Annotated in this window: 16 protein-coding genes; 1 reads left to right on the top strand and 15 read right to left on the bottom strand. The window is 39.1% G+C overall.

The window, feature by feature from the left end; all coding sequences use genetic code 11:
• Position 1: 1 nt before the first annotated feature.
• The 5 genes from DDD_RS03540 to DDD_RS03520 form a co-directional block, all read right to left on the bottom strand.
• Positions 2 to 1,096: a sensor histidine kinase gene (locus DDD_RS03540; RefSeq protein WP_015361372.1), complete on the bottom strand. Its 1,095-nt coding sequence runs from the start codon at positions 1,094 to 1,096 to the stop codon at positions 2 to 4.
• Positions 1,097 to 1,125: 29 nt separating this feature from the next.
• A complete protein-coding gene (gene nhaA / locus DDD_RS03535) occupies positions 1,126 to 2,418 on the bottom strand; it encodes a Na+/H+ antiporter NhaA (protein ID WP_015361371.1) in 1,293 nt (430 codons plus the stop codon).
• Positions 2,419 to 2,451: 33 nt separating this feature from the next.
• Positions 2,452 to 2,751 carry an HPF/RaiA family ribosome-associated protein gene (locus tag DDD_RS03530; RefSeq protein ID WP_015361370.1) on the bottom strand — a complete coding sequence of 100 codons (300 nt, stop codon included), beginning with the start codon at positions 2,749 to 2,751 and terminating at the stop codon, positions 2,452 to 2,454.
• A gap of 21 nt (positions 2,752 to 2,772) precedes the next feature.
• Positions 2,773 to 3,411, bottom strand: coding sequence for a 50S ribosomal protein L11 methyltransferase (locus DDD_RS03525; RefSeq protein ID WP_015361369.1), 639 nt, complete (start codon positions 3,409 to 3,411; stop codon positions 2,773 to 2,775).
• A 197-nt stretch (positions 3,412 to 3,608) separates the two neighbouring features.
• Positions 3,609 to 4,499 (bottom strand): mechanosensitive ion channel family protein, encoded by an 891-nt coding sequence (locus tag DDD_RS03520; RefSeq protein WP_322785946.1) that lies wholly within the window; start codon positions 4,497 to 4,499, stop codon positions 3,609 to 3,611.
• A gap of 548 nt (positions 4,500 to 5,047) precedes the next feature.
• Here DDD_RS03520 and DDD_RS17920 point away from each other — a divergent pair.
• Positions 5,048 to 5,218, top strand: a complete 171-nt coding sequence (locus tag DDD_RS17920) for a hypothetical protein (RefSeq protein WP_015361367.1) — start codon at positions 5,048 to 5,050, stop codon at positions 5,216 to 5,218.
• Positions 5,219 to 5,484: 266 nt separating this feature from the next.
• On the opposite strand, the gene DDD_RS03515 is transcribed toward DDD_RS17920, so the two are convergent.
• The 10 genes from DDD_RS03515 to DDD_RS03470 form a co-directional block, all read right to left on the bottom strand.
• The gene (locus DDD_RS03515; protein WP_015361366.1) at positions 5,485 to 7,452 is read right to left on the bottom strand and encodes a heavy metal translocating P-type ATPase; all 1,968 of its coding nucleotides are present in this window, start codon (positions 7,450 to 7,452) and stop codon (positions 5,485 to 5,487) included.
• 33 nt (positions 7,453 to 7,485) lie between these two features.
• Entirely contained in the window at positions 7,486 to 8,277 is a 792-nt protein-coding gene (locus DDD_RS03510; protein ID WP_179943824.1) for a cation transporter, read from the bottom strand.
• 19 nt (positions 8,278 to 8,296) lie between these two features.
• Complete coding sequence (locus tag DDD_RS03505; protein ID WP_015361364.1) at positions 8,297 to 8,719, bottom strand: Fur family transcriptional regulator; 423 nt, start codon at positions 8,717 to 8,719, stop codon at positions 8,297 to 8,299.
• A complete protein-coding gene (locus DDD_RS03500; protein ID WP_015361363.1) occupies positions 8,712 to 9,353 on the bottom strand; it encodes a cation diffusion facilitator family transporter in 642 nt (213 codons plus the stop codon). The genes DDD_RS03505 and DDD_RS03500 overlap by 8 nt, the downstream gene beginning before the upstream one ends.
• A 5-nt stretch (positions 9,354 to 9,358) precedes the next feature.
• Positions 9,359 to 10,582, bottom strand: coding sequence for an efflux RND transporter periplasmic adaptor subunit (locus DDD_RS03495; RefSeq protein ID WP_041566904.1), 1,224 nt, complete (start codon positions 10,580 to 10,582; stop codon positions 9,359 to 9,361).
• 6 nt (positions 10,583 to 10,588) lie between these two features.
• Entirely contained in the window at positions 10,589 to 15,034 is a 4,446-nt protein-coding gene (locus DDD_RS03490) for a CusA/CzcA family heavy metal efflux RND transporter (protein WP_041566903.1), read from the bottom strand.
• Between the two features lie 119 nt (positions 15,035 to 15,153).
• A complete protein-coding gene (locus DDD_RS18370) occupies positions 15,154 to 15,462 on the bottom strand; it encodes a DUF6660 family protein (RefSeq protein ID WP_041566902.1) in 309 nt (102 codons plus the stop codon).
• A 47-nt stretch (positions 15,463 to 15,509) separates the two neighbouring features.
• On the bottom strand, positions 15,510 to 17,243 hold the full coding sequence (locus DDD_RS03480; RefSeq protein ID WP_015361360.1) for an efflux RND transporter periplasmic adaptor subunit: 1,734 nt from the start codon (positions 17,241 to 17,243) through the stop codon (positions 15,510 to 15,512).
• A gap of 4 nt (positions 17,244 to 17,247) precedes the next feature.
• On the bottom strand, positions 17,248 to 17,739 hold the full coding sequence (locus DDD_RS03475; protein WP_174270037.1) for a DUF305 domain-containing protein: 492 nt from the start codon (positions 17,737 to 17,739) through the stop codon (positions 17,248 to 17,250).
• 24 nt (positions 17,740 to 17,763) lie between these two features.
• Positions 17,764 to 18,471, bottom strand: a complete 708-nt coding sequence (locus DDD_RS03470; protein WP_015361358.1) for a PepSY domain-containing protein — start codon at positions 18,469 to 18,471, stop codon at positions 17,764 to 17,766.

Genomic DNA, 18,471 nt, shown 5'->3' with positions numbered 1-18,471 from the left:
TTTATGATTTAGGAAGGCTTACCGTAAAAGTAGCGCCTTTGTTTTTGTTATTTTCTACTGTAATGGTTCCTTTATGACTTGTCACAATACCGTGTACCACACTTAGCCCTAAACCTGTGCCATCGCCTGTAGGTTTAGTTGTAAAAAAAGGCTGAAATACCTTTTCAATTGCATCTTCAGATAAGCCTGTGCCTTCGTCTGTAACTTTAAGAATGATATGTTTTTTAGACGCTGTTGCTGCTATAGTTACTAAACCATTAGCTGGCGTAAAATAAATAGCATTAATAATAAGGTTGAATATAATTTGAGTAAGCTGAATCTTATCTGCCTTAATCAGAAGCTCTTCATCTTGAATTTTTACAAGATATTTTACGTTTGCTTTTTTAAAGGATGCGTCCAGTAAAGACAATGAGTTTTTAATACTTGATACTAAGTTTACCTCTTGCATTTCCTGCGGCATTTCGCACGAAAAGAACAATAGTTTTTTAACCACTTCACGCGAAAATATTGCGTTCTTGATAATTTTATCTAAATCTTCTGTAGCGCTTTTATTATGTGAAAATTCGTCTTGTAACAACTCTGCAAACCCTAAAATATTTGCCAGCGGTGTGTTGAGCTCGTGAGCAATACCAGCGGTTATCTCGCCCAAAATCCCTAAACGGTCTGCACGCTCCATTTGCCTTTTAAGCGAGGTCTCGTTTTGCTGTATTTCAATACGCTCTATGAGGTTACCTATTTTCAAAGCAACATTATCGAGTAACTGCTTTTCTTCTTTTAAAAAAGAGCTTTTATCATCTTTTAACGAGGCGATTATTGTTCCTTCAGGTTTATTAAATACTTGAATCTGTGCAGTTAAATTGATTGATTGGTCAATAGCGCCAGTTCTGGCTGAACATATAGATGTCTCAATATGAATCTCAGTCTGTTCAGGAAATTGAAATCCCTTTTTAAGACTATAAGCAATGGCGTCAAGGCTCTGTTGCATTTGTTCCACCGCTACATTAGAGATTATTGAAGACACCTCATAAAGGCAGGTAAGCTCTTTAATACGCTCTTTTAAGGCTGCTTCTGTATTATTTTTTTGTTCAAAATTCATTACTATTTACAACTTTTTGCGTTTACAAATTAGTGAATTTTAGGTGTCTGACGTAAAATAACGTAACCAATAATCGCTGCAATAAATGACCCAATGAGGATTCCCATTTTTGCAGAGTTCAAATAAACAGATGATGAAAAGGCTAAATTCCCAATGAATATCGCCATTGTAAAGCCTATACCAGCAAGAAAGGAAACGCCAATAATTTGTTTTTTTCTTATGTCATTTGGGATTGTTATCCATTTTAACTTTTGAGCTAATAGAACGATACCGCTCACGCCAATTCCTTTTCCCAGAACTAAAGCAACAGCAATAGTAACTGCAAGTGACATATCTAATGATTCTAATCCATTTATGGAAATTCCTGCATTTGCCAGCGCAAATATGGGTATGATGCAATAGGCTACCCAACCGTGCAGGTCGTGCTCTAAACTTTGCAATGGCGAGCGAAACTGGTCTGTGGTTTCATCCAGATTATTAAGTTGCGCAAGTTGTTGCCGTGATAATATGGGTTTTTTAAGGATGCGGGCATTTTTAAAGTCGCTGTATATAGTTCCCAACGATTTTATAAAATCATCTGTGACCATTTTTTGTCTTACTGGAACCGAGAACGCCAGCAATATTCCTGCAATAGTAGGGTGAATTCCTGCTTTGAGAAATAAGAACCACACAATTATTCCTGCTACTAAGAGTACAAATTTTGAAAAATATTGACGAGCTGCAAGCACATACAATAATCCTAAAATACCGAAAGCAATTGCAAGTAAAACCATATTAATAGCGCCACTATAAAATAGAGCAATAACCATAACAGCTCCTAAATCATCAACAATGGCAAAGGCGGTAAGGAAAATTTTTAAGCTCAACGGAATGCGCTTACCCAACGCATTTAATACGGCAAGCGAAAATGCAATATCTGTCGCCATAGAGATGCCCCAACCGACTTGTGTTTCTGGATTTTGATTGATGATGAAAAATAGTGCAATGGGAATAATCATTCCGCCCAGTGCCCCAAACAAAGGGAATGCTAATTTTTTAGCTGTATTTAGTTCTCCTATTAAAACTTCTCTTTTTATCTCAAGTCCTATAAGAAAAAAGAAAACGGCCATCAAACCATCATTTATCCAGAGAATAAGTGGTTTTGTAAATTCAAAGCTTTGAGTGGTTATTCCCAACTCATAATTCCAGATGGCTTCATAATTACCCGCGTAGGGCGAGTTTGCCCAGATAAGAGCGATGATGGTAGCACCTAAAAGCAGAATCCCACTTAGGGATTCTATTTTAATAAATTTTTGAAAGGGTGATAATATGCTTTTTGTCATATAAAGATTTAGAAGTTGTTAAAGTGTATAATTTTAATATTCAACCATTACAGATTTACGTTTTTCCAGCTGTATGTTTAAGCTATCTATTGCTGTTGAGACCGCAAGTTCATAGTTATGCTCGTTTGCAGACGCAAAAATTTTGGGACCAGGCACACTTACTTCCATCGTACAGATTTTACCCTTTTTGCTGTCATTATTTTCTTGTTTAAACGCTACATCGGTTTTGATAATCCAGCTGTATTTATTGTACAGCTTTGATAGTTTTTTTTCTACAAAAGCTTGCATTGAAGGACTATGTGCCATTTGCACAAATTGGGTGTTTGTTTTCATAATTATATTATTAAGACTAATTTATTCTGATACCCTTGATTTTCCAACTCTGTAAAAAGTAGCCACTAAAATGATAATCCCGATTACCAGCAAAGAATAGACTTCCATACTGGACATTAGATTACTCATATCGAGAGATTTCTGTGCAGTACTCAAAACAGATTTACTTTCGCCGACCTGAATAAGTGCCAGATTATCTAAGTCTGATTGAAGTGTAGCAAGTTCATTATAAAGGGCCGTTGGTGCTGCTGGTGCAGTGCTATCCGTAAACTCAATGTTTTTCATACTCTTGTAATAGCTGTTTTCTTTTGATTTCAAACTTTCAAAATCGCTCTTTAAATCCTTGAATGTCTTAGATTCATTAATCGTTAGTTTGGTTTCAGAAAATAGGTCAATTAAAGTTTGTACTTCCTTATTAATAGAGTTGTTCACAGTTTCGGAACCATTCTGAAAATTGAGTTGTTTCTTATGAATGAGATTGCTCAACTTATAGATATAGTCTTGAGCGAGTACTCTGTCTTCATATACTGAAGTGACAGCTGTTTGTGCTGCTTCAAAATGACGTTTGTCTATTCGGTTAGTTCCTAAAATTAGCAGAAAAACCGCTATAAGTCCCAATACAATATTAAGACGACTTCGAAATGAATTCTTTTTTGACATAGTTCTAAGTTTTGGACACAATTTGTGTTATTCACTAATGGCTTAATGCAATAGATGCACCACTAAAAAGATTGATTTAGAATAAGTTTGTAAACAACTGGTTTTTAGACGAATAAAATATTTAACGATTTAATGAACTGCGTAATTATTACTCAATTGGGTAATAATTACGCAGTTTTACCTTGTCTATTTTAAAGTTAATCTTGGTTTTCCTTAGCATTCATCTGCACATCCAAAGGATGCCCTTTTTCAGTTTTGAGAATTATGTTACGATATGGATAAGCCATATCAATCCCTACGGCATCAAAACGTTCTTTAATAGTCTCATTCACATCACATTTCAACTGGAAAGAATCACTAAAGTTTCTTGACCACGCCCACGCACGTATGGTCATTGTGGACTCGTTGATTTTAGTCATTGCGGTTTTAACCATTGGTTTGCCGTCTTTGACATCTTGGTCAGAACGATTATCCCAAATTAAGGGATGTTTCTCGCACTCTTCGCTCATAATTTTCTTTGCCATAGCAACATCACTATCGTAAGAAATTCCCATTTCAATGTGCTCACAACATTTTAGGTCGCCCAAGTCATAGTTGATAAGCTTTTCCTTATTGATAATGGAATTAGGAATGACTATCATTTTATTTTCAAAATTGCGGATGACCGTGTGGCGCAGTGTAATATCAGTTACTGTACCTACCATTGTGTCCGTAACTTTTACAACGTCGCCTATTTTAAATGGCTTAAAGCCGATGATAAAAATGCCACCTACCACATTTGCAAGCGCTTCTTGTGACGCCACACCAGCAATTAAAGCGATTACTCCTGCACCTCCAAGAGCAGTTTGAGCAATCCCACGCATAGATGGGAATGCCAGTAAACCAAAGATGATACCGACAAAGTAAATAACAAAAACTGCCACATACCGTAGAAATTTATAGCTGGTATAGTCATACTGTAAGTCAATCTTACGCTGGATACTGCGTTTAAACCACATATCAATACTCGTGGCAGCTACAATCGTAAACACTGATAAAAATCCTAAATACAAAATCAGCTTTAGGTTGCCCAGAATTGCCTTGTCCATATCGCGGTCAACAAAGGCAAAACTTATTGCGGTAAGTCCAACTACGAGCCATAGCGTATTGAGAATACGCTTAATTAAATCAACAGGTTTTGTGGGTTCTCCAGGGAACTTTTCGGCTTCTTTCTTTACGAGCCATTTGTGTAACAGCGTGGTTAAGAACCGTAAAACTAAAACGACAGCGATAACGCTCACAATCCAAATGATGTGCGATTTGTATTCTATAAAAAATTCTTTCATAACTTAAATTAATTTTTCTCCTATGATACCAATTAGAAAACCAACGGTAGCACCCAGAGATGTGAGGTAATTTTTTTCCAGCTTACTTTCTGGAATAATATCATTAATAAATACAGGAATCCTCTCAACCTCTCAAGAAACTTTCGGTTTTTATGCGCAAAATACGTTTGGCTTACCAAAGGACTATAAGTTTGAAGTAAGCGGTTGGTACAGTAGCCCTTCTATTTGGGTGGCACCTATGAAACTAGAAGTTTAGGTTCCCTTAATCTTGCCTTACAAAAAACTTGGGCAATTAGACAGGAAAAATAACTATGAGCGATATAATATATTCTATACCTTGGCGCTGCACGACACAATTTCGTGATTTAGGAATCGATGGTAGTGGTGGTAGCGACAGTCGTAATATTAATTCTTACCTCGAATATACTTTTGGAAATAATAATGTGAAAGATGTAAAAAAGAGATGGAAGATTAGAAGATGAGAAGGGTAGAATCAGCAATTAGTGCCAAAAAAACTTCGAATTTATTGTAAAGACATAGTTCAAACCTATAAAAGTCTGTCTTACAGATAACTAAATAATATTTAAAGTTTTTAGGTAATATAAAAAAGCTCCTTAAACAATTGGTTTAAAAAGCTTTGTAATAAATTGTGAACTCAACGGGACAGAGTTCGAACTTTTTGAAGAGTGATATTTCTTTAACACTCTCAAAATCAATGCTTATTGAAAATACTATTAGATTGTAATGTTTACTCCCACTTCATTTTCTGCAATCGAACAGCATTGAGAATAGCCAGCAATGCTACACCTACATCTGCAAAGACTGCTTCCCACATTGTGGCGAGACCTCCAGCGCCTAATATTAATACAATAACTTTCACGCCAAAGGCAAGTATGATATTTTGCCAAACAACCCGACGTGTAGAACGGCCTATTTTTATCGCTCTTGAGATTTTACTGGGTTGATCTGTTTGTATAATAACATCTGCGGTTTCAATAGCCACATCGCTACCAAGACCGCCCATCGCGATTCCTACATCACTAGCCGCAAGTACAGGCGCATCATTAATACCATCACCTATAAAAGCCACCTTAGTATCTGGTTGCTGTTTTAATTTTTCCACCTCATTGAGTTTGTCTTCTGGAAGCATTCCACCTTTTGCCCAGTCGATGCCTAATTCTTTTGCTACTTCTTGAGTGATAGAATCCTTATCTCCAGAAAGCATAATAATCTTATCGATTCCTGCTGCCCTTATTTCTTTGATCGCTTGATGCGCATCGTCTTTCAATTCATCGGCGATTGTTACATAACCTGCAAATGCGCCATCTATACCTACCATCACTATAGACTCAACAATGTTGTCTGTTTCTGCTGGAACTTCTATCTGATGTGCTGTCATCAATGCTTTGTTCCCAACTAAGACTGTTTTTCCATTTACGCTACCTTTCAAACCTTTACCTGCAATTTCAGAAACGTCTGTAGCATTATAATCTGCTCCTTCAGCCTTATATTCCATAATGGCTATTGCTATTGGATGCGTGGATTGCTCTTCCATTGCCATTAGGTATTTCATAAATTCTGCTTTCGCGAAAGCGGAACCAGTAACAATTTCTTTAATCTTAAATACTGCTTTAGTGACCGTTCCCGTCTTATCCATCACTACGGTATTAACTTGAGTCATTGCATCGAGAAAGGACGCACCCTTAAAAAGAATACCATTACGTGAAGCAGCTCCCAAACCACCGAAATAACCTAGCGGTATCGAGATAACCAAAGCACAAGGACACGAAATCACGAGGAATATCAATGCACGATATAACCAATCTCTAAACACATAATCATCTACAAAAAAGTAAGGAAGAAACGTCAGGCTGATGGCAAGGAATACAACGATAGGCGTATAAATCCGCGCAAATTTTCTAATGAACAATTCCGTTTTTGATTTTCTAGCAGTTGCGTTTTGCACCATATCGAGAATACGTGCAATGGAACTGTCCTTAAATTCTTTTGTTGTTTCAACTTCAATAACTCCATCGAGATTAATACTTCCAGCAAAAACGGTATCGCCTTTAGCAATAGTATCAGGTTTGCTTTCGCCTGTCAAGGCAGCAGTATTAAAAGAACCCTTTTCAGAAAGCAGAATACCATCAAGCGGAACTTTTTCGCCTACACGTACCTGTATCTTTTCGCCAATTTCAACTGTCTCGGGATTTACTGAAACATAATCGCCATCACGATAAACTAATGCCTCATTTGGTCTTACATCGAGTAAGGCTTTTATATTTCCTTTCGCACGGTTAACGGCCGCATTTTGGAAGAGTTCGCCCACAGCATAAAACAGCATTACGGCAACACCTTCGGGATATTCGCCAATGGCAAATGCACCTAAAGTGGCTATGGACATTAAGAAGAATTCCGTAAAAAAATCACCATTTTTGACACTCTTCCAACCTTCCTTAATTACAGGGAATCCCACAGGTATATAGGCTACCGTGTACCACACTATGCGAATCCATCCTTTGAAGAAAAGAAACGCATCAAAGTAATCAATAGCAATTCCGGCTATCAGCATCACAAAGCTGAAAATTGCCGGTAGATAGGTTCTAAAGTTTGAAATTTCTTCAGGGCTGCTATGGTTATGGTCATCATCGTGACTGTGCTCGCCCTTATGTTCTTTTGGGTCAATGTCCCGTAAATTTACTTTTTTCTTTTTCATATGTTCTAATCAAGTTTGATATTATTTTAAAAACTACTTCGATAATTTCAGTATTCTCAATGCACCGCGCATTACAAAAGTGAAAACGATCCCGCCAATCACCAAATCGGGCCATTTACTATTCAGAAAATAAACCAGTATCCCTGCTACTATAACACCACCATTGACAATGATATCATTGGACGTAAAAATGGCACTTGCCTGCATATGAGCTTCTTTGCTCTTGGTTTTGTTGATAAGCCAGAGCGATATCAAATTACCTACCAATGCGAAAATTGAAACGATAATCATCCATTGGAACAAAGGTGTTTCGGTATCACTAAAAAACCTTCTCAAGACCTCTGCAAACCCAAGTATTGCCAATGCCATCTGAAAGTATCCGCTGTATTTCGCAACCTTCTTTTTTCTTGAAATGGCACCGCCTACCGCAAATAGGCTTAATGCATATACGATGGAATCTGCCAGCATATCTAATGAGTCTGCCACAAGACCCATCGAAGAAGAAATCCAACCGGTGGTCATTTCGATAACGAAAAAGCCAAAGTTGATGCCCAAGACCCACCATAGGATTCTTTTTTGTTTGGATTGGTCTTCCATTACGGGTGGTTCGGCTTCTGTGGTTCCTTCTAAGGAATCCCCAAGTTTTAAGCTGGCTATAGACGTTTTTATCGCCTTGACGTCGTCCACGTGATATACTTCCAATTTTCTGTTAGGAATATCAAAATCCAAGTGTTTTACTTGAGCATAAGACTCTAACTTCATCCGAATCATCTGCTCTTCTGAAGGGCAGTCCATTTTAGTTATTATAAAAGTGCTTTTTTTCAAAATCAATCTAATTTGTTTGTTAAAGTAAATTACTGCTACATTTTTCACATATTCCCGTAACCACGAGATTAACATCCTCTGCCAAATATCCATCGGGCAAATTGATATGCGGGATTTTTTGTTCCGTTAAACAAACCGTTTCGTCACAGTTAGTGCAATGGAAATGCAAGTGCAAATCCTGTTCTATTTCACAATTACAGCCTTCTTCACAAAGTGCGTATTTAGAGATTCCAGTTCCGTCATCTATGTGATGTACCACGTTTTTTTCTTCAAACGTTTTTAGGGTTCGGTACAATGTGGTTCTATCCGCTTTTGCGAAAGCATTTTCAATATCAGTCAGGGCGATGGCGGCATCCCTATCGGCCATATACTTATAAATCAATATGCGCATTGCGGTGGGACGCACGTTATGGTCATTTAATGTTTTTTCAATTTCAGTCATTTTGTGCGGTGTTATGGTTGATGTTTTTAGCCTTGTTATAGGCTTCCCAGCCTTCTTTTGCTGCGTACGGGACGATGAGCAAGGCCGCAACGGGATCTGCCCACCACCAGCCCAGCCAGTTGACTAATAGCAATCCTATAAGTACGACCACGGTCTGGTACAGGCAAATAAAGGTGTCCTTGGCATCTGCCAACAAGGCAGGGCTATCCAATTTCTTTCCATATTTTCTTTTGAAATATATTAGAATTGGGTTTACAACGAGGGAAACCAATAATATAATCAGTCCCAAAGTGCTCCAGTTTGCGGTTTCTTTATTTATAAGCTTTGTAATGGAATCGTAGGAAATGAAAATACAGATGAGCGTAAATGAAATTGCAATTACGTTTAACGTGATTTTTTGTCTTCGTTTTACTTTTTCTTCATCGATACCTTTAATCTCGCCGTGCAGTCGCCAGCCTAATGTTCCCGCACTTACCACTTCAATCGTGCTGTCTAATCCCCAACCAATTAATGCTGAACTATTGGCCGTAAATCCTGCTATAAGCGAGACCACTACTTCAATAACATCATAAACAACGTTCCAAATCTGTAGCGTTCTGGCTTGTTTAAGATTATTTCTTCTTGTCTTATCCATAGTTATTAATGTTCGTGTTCAGTTTCTCCCTTTTTCATTTCTCCCATCAGGTAATAGGCATTGTTGAATGCAAAACGTGTATTGGGATCTGGGGTTTCAAAAAAGCGTATGGCAATCCAGTCGCCATCTTTCTCGCCGGTTGTAACCTCTATTGGTGTAAAACTCCACACATCGCCTTCTCCTTGCGCTGTAAATACATAGTCCTTTCCAGCTTCTGTAACTATGGCACTTTTAGGTAGTGCTGTAGTCTGTTGGTTATCAACTTCAATTTTACCTTTTATATACATACCAGGGATAAGACCACTTTCTTTATTCTCAATTTCAGCGTGAACGTGCACTGCTTTTGGGTCTTGTTCAAAGGTCTGGCTAACCGAATAAATTACGGCTTCCAGTTCTTTTCCTGGACGCGATTGGATACTGAAACGTACCTTTTGTCCCTTCTTCACTTTGTCCACATCTTTTTCAAAAACCATCAAATCTGCGTGTACGTGGTCTGTATCTACTATTTCCATAAGATTGGTCTGTGGTTCTACATATTGACCAGTTTTTATGAAAACCTTTTCTACCACACCTGCAATGGGACTGCGCAACGCAACACGCTGGTATATGGTACCATTGCGCACGCCACTTGCATTGATGTTGTACTGTCGCAACTGTGCTTCAAGCCCTTTTACCATTGCGGTAGATGACTGATAGTCTGCCGTTGCCTTTTGGAAATTCATACCAGATGCCACACCAGCTTCATAAAGCCTTTTTTGACGTTCGTATTCTTGTTTTAAAAACCGACTGTTGCTGTGTGCATTTAAGTAATCGCTCTGTATCTGTATGATGCTGGGATGTGAGAGATAGGCGACCGCTTGATTTTTTTTCACTTCATCACCTTCTATTACTTCTATGGATGCCACATTTGCTCCTGTTATGGCGGTAATGGATGCTTCGTTTTGTGGTGGTACTTCCAGCGTGCCATTTGCTTCTACATAACCGCTCATATAACGTTGTGAGAGCGTGTCAATTTCCATCTGTAAGGCTTCAAACTGCTGTGCCGTGAGCATTACTTCCTTAGCTTCGCCTTCCATATTATCTTCTTCATCTTCCCCTTCAGAGTGATTTTCTTCTGTTTCAGAATGGGTGGCTTCATCGTGGCCATCTTCAGTTTTTGACTCGCCACAGCTGAATAATGTCAATGCCATAAGCATTGTGGTAATCGGTATATATTTTAATTTTTTCATCTTTTTTTAGTTTTGGAAATATTGTAGTTTAAACAAGGCTTCTAAATAATTATCGAGTGCGTCCAGCGCATCCATTTCGGTCTGTATGGCATCACGTATAATTTGCGTGAATGCTGCATAATCAAGCGCACCTTCTTTGTAGGCGAGCAATGCGCCTTTGCGCTGGTCTATGGCAAGTGGCAGAGCTTCGGTTTTATAGAAAAACCAAGTATCTCGCCATCGTGTATAATTTTGCTGTGCTTGTGTATATTGGGATTGCAGCTCGCGTTGTTTGAATGCGGCATTGGTTTCTGCAATCTGTGCATCCAGTTTAGCAGCTTTTGCGCGGCTGCGGTCTGGGCCAGAAAACAGCGGTATGGAAATCCCTGCCTGATAGGTGTAGAAACCACTATCGCCATTTACACGTTGCAGGCCACCTTGCAGATTGAATTTGGGCAACAAATTTGCTCTTGCTGCATCATAGCTTGCCTGTGCTTCGTCTATACGCTTTCGCGAAAGCGATAACTCGGGATGTTCATCCAATGTATCATCAGTCTCTAACACCGAAATTTCGGTAGCTTCAAATTCATCAGCTACGGTGTACATCGTATCTGGTGTCAACCAAAGATTGAGTTTTTGTAATGCGATTAAATAATCTGTTTCTGCCTGCTGAAACCTGTTGGTTATCTGTAACGCTTGATTGCGCGCAGCAGCATATTCCAGTCTCGAAATGGCTTCGACTTCAAAATTGAGTTCTACAGATTGTGCAAATTGACCATAAATGCTGTCCAGTTCTCGATAAAGAACAAATTTCTTCTTTGCCTGAAAAGCTTCTGACCAGGCTTTTTTGACTTCCAGTTCTATCTGGATTTCAGATAGGTCAAAAGCTGTTTCGGCTAACTGGATGCGTTGTTGTTGCAAGCGTTTTTTGGCACCTATTCCCAATAGATCAATATTTTGTTGACCGATACCTATCAAGGTATAAATGCCCTGACCATCTGCCACTTCTTCGCCACCTGTAAATACTTTAGTATTACCGAAGTCATAGGCATTGCCCGTGAGTGCGCTCTGTCTTTCTATTTCGAGTTGGCTCGTCTTGAGTGCTGGATAATTCTCTTTAGCAATTTCTACAGCCCGAGATAAGGTAATGGGTGTAATGCTATCCTGAACAATGAGGTCTGGCACAGGTGCTTGTGTTTGTTGCCCTTTCCCTTCGACTGCGCTCTGGGCAGGCGCGAAAGCGGTACCACCTAACATAAAACCAAGTATTAAAATCGTGGCCAATGCTTGCGGATTAAACGAACCAATCTTGTTCTGGTCTTTGCGCTCACGTCGCTTTTCTATAAAGGTATAGAGCACGGGAAGTACGATCAACGTGAGTAGGGTGGCCGTAAGCATCCCACCAATAACTACCGTAGCGAGCGGTTGTTGCACCTCTGCACCGGCTGATGTGGAAAATGCCATTGGTAAAAACCCAAAAATATCTGTGGTGGCCGTGAGCATAATGGGACGAATACGTTCTTTAGTCCCTTGAAATATTCTATCCTTTATACTTATCACACCTTCTTCTTTTAAGGAATTAAATCGGTTTATAAGTACCAGTCCGTTAAGAACTGCAACACCAAATAGCACAATAAAGCCGACACCTGCCGAAATACTAAATGGCATATCCCGCAACCATAGGGCAAACACACCACCGATGGCCGCCAAGGGAATCGCTATGTAAATCATTAGCGATTGTGAAAAGGATTTTAAGGCAAAGTACAGCAGTATAAATATTAAAAACAGGGCGATGGGCACAACGATTATCAAACGATCCTTTGCGCTTTGTAGATTTTCAAACTCGCCACCATAGGTAATATAATAGCCTGATGGCAAGTCCAGTTCTTCATCTAATTTTTGCTGAATATCTTTTACTACAGACTCCACATCCCTGCCTCTTGCATTTACACCTACGTAGGTTCTTCTATACGTATTGTCACGTGAAATTTGCATAGGTCCAGGGACGTATTCAATTTCGGCTATTTCGATAATGGGTATCTGATTGCCATCCTTAAGATCGATATACATATTGCGTAGGTCATCGATACTTTTTCTATGGCTTTCATCAAATCGTACCACGAGATCAAATCGTTTCTCGCCTTCAAAAATTACTCCTGCAGTTCCGCCAGCGAATGCGGTACTTATGTAATCATTTACTTTTTGAATATCCAGTCCATATTGCGCCATTTTATCACGCTTATATTTTACGGTCATCTGTGGTAATCCTGCAGTTCGTTCTGCACTCACATCACCAGCGCCAGGAACGGTCTGTATAATCGCTGCCATTTCCTGAACCTTTTGTGATAACACATCTAAATCTTCGCCATACAGCTTTACCGCAATATCTTCTCTTACACCTTCTAACAGCTCGTTAAATCGTAACTCTACTGGTTGGGTAAAAACTAAATTTACACCCACGAGTTCTTCATCTAATTTGTCTCTAATGGCATCTATCAAACCTTCTTTAGTAGTAGCTGTTGTCCACTCGTCCATATCCTTGTTTAGGATGATGTACATATCTGCAATATCCATAGGCATAGGATCTGTAGGAATATCTGCAACACCTATACGAGCTGTGACTGTTTTAATTTCAGAGAAATTTTCTAATAGGATAGTTTCTATTTTCTTGGAAACTTCAATAGATTCGGATAATGAACTTCCTGGTCTAATGAGCGCTTGCATTGCTAGATCTCCTTCATCAAGCTGGGGCACAAATTCTCCACCCATATTAGAAAAGATAAAACCAGCAATAAGAAGTAATACGGTAGCAGCTGATAAAACAATAAGTTTTAGTTTAAGGGCTCCCTTTAATAATGGCATATATGCACTATGAATAGCACCTATAATTTTATCGCTTATTTTTTCGAGCCAACGCTCGAACCTGCCGAACCAGTTTTTGGTATTTTGTACTGGTTTCATAAAAAGCGCTGCCATCATAGGCACATACGTGAGACACAAGATGATGGCACCTATCATTGCAAAGCCAAAGGTGTATGCCATAGGTTTAAACATTTTACCTTCTACACCAGTTAGAAAAAGTATAGGCGTAAAAACGATGAGGATAATTATCTGTCCAAAAAAAGCGGAACCCATCATCGTGCTTCCTGCATCATAAGCCACTTTATCCATCACGCCTTGATTGAATTTTAGCTTGCCAGACCTAATCCGTTTTTGGATCTCATAAACCGTTCCTTCTATAATAATTACCGCACCATCTATGATAATCCCAAAATCAATAGCTCCCAAGCTCATTAAGTTTGCCCATACATTAAACTGCTTCATCAGGATAAAGGCAAAAAGTAAGGACAATGGTATGGTCGTGGCTGTTATGATTCCACCTCTTAAACTACCCAGCAATAACACAAGGGCAAAAATCACTATTAGAGCACCTTCCAGTAAATTAGTTTTAACCGTATCTGTAGTTCTGGCAATAAGCTCACTACGATCAATGATAGGGGCGATCGTTAAACCTTCTGGCAGGGATTTTTCAATTTCTGCCATACGATCCTTTACATTTTGAATAACTGCATTAGGATTAGAACCCTTGAGCATCATAATCATACCGCCCACGGCTTCCTTACCGTCTTGGGTAAATGCACCATAACGTACCTGACTCCCAAAATGGACACGCGTTGCTACATCTCCAATTGTTATGGGAATGTTGCCTTCGTTGATAATCGAGATATTCTTGATGTCTTCCAAAGAGCGAATAAGACCTTCGCCTCTTATGAAGTTTGACATTTTATTTTTCTCAATATAGGCACCACCTGTATTGACATTGTTCATAGCAAGAGCGTCATACACTTGTGAAATGCTGATGCCCATACTATTTAACTTCTCTGGATCGACGGCAACTTCGTACTGCTTAATGCTACCACCATATGAGTTAACTTCTACCACACCTTCCAGTAAAGTAAGTTGTCGTTTGATAACCCAGTCCTGGATGGTACGCAGTTCCATAGGCGAATATCTGTTTTCAAATCCTTTCCCTGGCTGAATGGTGTATTCATAAATTTGACCTAATCCTGTGGAAATGGGACCCATAGATGGACTTCCAAATTTTTCAGGTATAGATTCTCCAAGTTCGTTGAGTTTTTCCCCTACCAGTTGTCTAGGAAGATAAGTCCCCATATCGTCCTCAAAAACGATGGTTACTACAGAGAGTCCGAAACGTGAGATAGATCTTATTTCGGTAACGCCCGGTAAATTACCCATAGATAATTCTACAGGATAGGTCACGAACTGTTCAATATCTTCCGTTCCCAGATTGGGCGATTGCGTGATGACTTGCACTTGATTATTGGTAATATCTGGCACAGACCCAAGATTTACCGTTGCCATTGACCAGATACCGACACCTACAAGAGTCAAGGTAAACAAGCCAATAATAAATTTGTTATTGATTGAAAAATCAATGATTCTGTTAATCATAGATTAATGTATTAATTCAGTTAAAAAACGAGTTTGCGTTTTCGCGTAGCAAAAACATAGTTGAGCATTCCCATTAGGAAAACTTCAAAAAAGGATATAGTTATCCTATGAAAACTGAATTATGCCCGAGGTGGCTGAAAAAGGGAATGGGGAATATCTTTGCCAAGGTCATCGAAATGGGCAAAGAATTCTTGAGGAATAGCAGGCTGTAGCGGTTGAAATGCAACAAGCCCAAAATTTATCGTGTGAACGTGACAACAATGGCATTGGCAAAAAGGCGAGCATAACTCACAGTCTTGGTCGTGGTCGCCATCAATATCGATTACTGTAACTACTTGGGTATCATCAGCTCTATTTGCCGCATCGCTACAAGGCACTACATTGAGTGCCAAGAAATAAAACGATAAAATGATTGCTACAACTTTCACAATGCAAAGATAAAATTTTTTTGGTGCAACTGTGTTGCAAATGATTTTTACAACGAATCAATCACACTTCCGCAAGTCAACATTGCATCGCCATAGTATGGATTTCTTATTTCTTCTTCCATACTTAGCCATACCGCACCTTTATTGTTATTTGCCATAGGGCATTTCTGAATGTAATAATTTATCGAGTTTTTTATGCTCATTGCAATAGGCACGATATTCTCGTTTAGAATGACGAAGTGAGCGCGCTGGTTTTCCAGATTATCATTGTTTGCAACGGCATCCAGCATCTCAATACTTTTGGTTAAGTGTTGTTTTTCCATCGTACTTAAATCATCAGTCGATATTGCTTTTAATTTTAATGATGTCGCTTTCGCGAAAGCGGAAACTTGACTTGCATCGCTTGCTACAAGGGCATCTTTCATTTTGAGATATGATGGTAATGCTTTGTCGAAATCAGAACTAAACGCATTGCTGAAACTCATTTCCATATCGCCCATCATTGCTGATTCGTCCTGCATCATTTGCTGATTCATCATTGATTTTTTACCCTGTAACTGTGCCGCTGCATCTACTGTAAATGTTCCATTGGTAACAATTTCATCGCCATTATTTAATCCGGCCGATACTTGGTAAGTTTCGCCAGAGCGATTGCCCAAGGTTACTTCGTGCATTTCAAATACAGGCTCGTTAGGATTGGTTTTCACATATACCAATGAGCGCTCGCCCGTCCATAACACAGCACTTGCAGGCACGGTAAGGGTGTTTTCCATAGTTTGTGTTGCGCCTTTAACCTTACCTGTAACAAACATTCCTGGTTTAAATAGGTCGTCTCTATTTTGAAGGGTTGCACGTACCGTTACCGTTCTTGTAGCATTATTTAAAATTGGGTCAATAAATGAAATTGTTCCCTCAAATTCTTTATTTGGATAGGCATTGGTCGTGATGTTGATTTTTTGCCTAACGTTGAATAGCGCTATTTGATTTTCATAGGCATCAAATTCTGCCCAAACCGAATTGAGGTTGCTCAACTTCACAATAGGCTGTCCTTGATTTACATAATCGCCTTGTGCTGCCATTACTTCTGAAACCGTTCCGGAAACCGTTGCATAAATCGGGAAATTCTCTCGTACCGTTCCACTTTCTTCAATAGCATTGATTTGTGTATCTGAAAGTTTCCAGTTTTTGAGTTTATTGCGAACTGCTTTATACAAAGCGGGTTGCGATTCTTTCAACGATGCTGCGGTAATCAATTCCTGTTGTGCCGCTACAAGGTCTGGTGCGTAAATGGTTGCGAGCAGCTGACCACGATTTACTTGTTGACCTTCATAGTTGACGTTGAGTCTTTCTATTCTTCCTTTGAAATAGCTGGCTTGCACAGTATTGTTTTCTTCATTAGCAGCTATTTTTCCAGAAAGGGATGTCATCCCATCATCATCGCTGGCTTCTGCATTGCCCACGATAGTGGTTTGAATATTTGCTAATGCCATAGCATTTTCGGTCATTTTTATCTCGTTTGCTGCGAGACCTTCAGCACCAGCTTCAGCAGGGATTAAGTCCATTCCACATATAGGACAATCGCCAGCTTCTGGTTGCATAATCTGTGGATGCATTGAGCACGTCCACATCTGGTCTGCACTCTCGCCAGAATGGTCGTGTTGATCGGACATATCAGACGTATCCTTATTTGCTGCATTGTCTGAGCTATTTCCAAAAATTAGCCAGCCAGCGCCCAAACCTATGATAACGGCTATTGCTATATATAAAATATTCTTATTCATAATCTTATTTTTCGTTTTCTAGACGTTCAATCATTGCTTTCATCTCTGCAATTTCCTTACGTTGTGCCTTAATAATGTCTTCTGCTAGTTTTTTTACTTCTGGGTCTTTAATATCTGCACGCTCACTTGTTAAAATTGCTATAGAATGGTGCGGTATCATTGCTTTCATCCACAGTACGTCGCCCACAGTGGATTTTTGGTCGCGTACTAGTCCTAATGCTCCCAAAAACAATATAACACTACCTGCGAGAATTGCAATATTCTTTTTCTTGTCTTTATACATATTCAGCATAAATAACAACATAATAACAGCCATAGTAGCTATTCCTAGACACACCATATAAAATCGTGTAAGACTGAACCACACGTGGTCAAACTCGTAGGTATTTAAATACATTGTGATGTACATTGCTATAAATGATGACCCTAGCATAAGGAAGAATTTAGTGTATTGGCTCATTCCTTTGTTCTTGTTTTCGTGTTCGTTTGAATTCATAATTTTTGGTTTTTTTGTTATTAATTATTTAATCTTCTTTTCTAGTTTTCTGATTGATGGGGAACTGATATACCACAAAACGAAACCACTCAATACGGTTATCAATCCCAAAAGTGAAAATGCCCTTAACAACAACGTGTTGAAATTATCCCTTCCCTGATAATCCATTGTATGGGTCATCCAAAGAAAATCAAACCAGCGCCAATCCCTGTGTCTCACCGTTTGAAAAGCGCCATTTTCAACCGCCACATAGGCTTTTAAATTTTGTGGTGTCTCATACAAGATTTCATAAGCTGGAAGTGGGCGACCGCGATATTCGTGATGTGACCCTACAGAATCGACTAATTGAATTTTTGCTATTTCTAAATCGTCCAACATATACCTATTTGCAACTTGTTGTGCCTCTTCTTTAGAAATTCCATTTTTCCTTTGTCCCGTTCTTGCATTATAAAGCTGTGCTTCATTAATCCAATAATAAGGTTCATTTGCGATTTCCAGTAGTTCCAAAGATTTTACGGATTCTTTTGTAGCCAGTTGGGATGTACCGAGCAAATTATCAAAAGAGGTCTGCACCGGTGCCGATTTCTTAAAATGGTCACCGTGGATTTCGTCGATGTCCGTCCAACTGAAATACATCCCACTAATCGTCCACATCAGAAACTGAATACCTAAAAAGATACCCAAATAGCGGTGCGCTTTTCTAATCCATTTCGCTGTTTTTCTGTTCACCAT

It is taken from the genome of Nonlabens dokdonensis DSW-6, from assembly GCF_000332115.1.
GTDB classification, from domain to species: Bacteria; Bacteroidota; Bacteroidia; order Flavobacteriales; family Flavobacteriaceae; genus Nonlabens; species Nonlabens dokdonensis.
The sequence above is the reverse complement of the archived record's forward strand: the minus strand, read 5'-3'. Positions and strand labels throughout refer to the sequence as shown.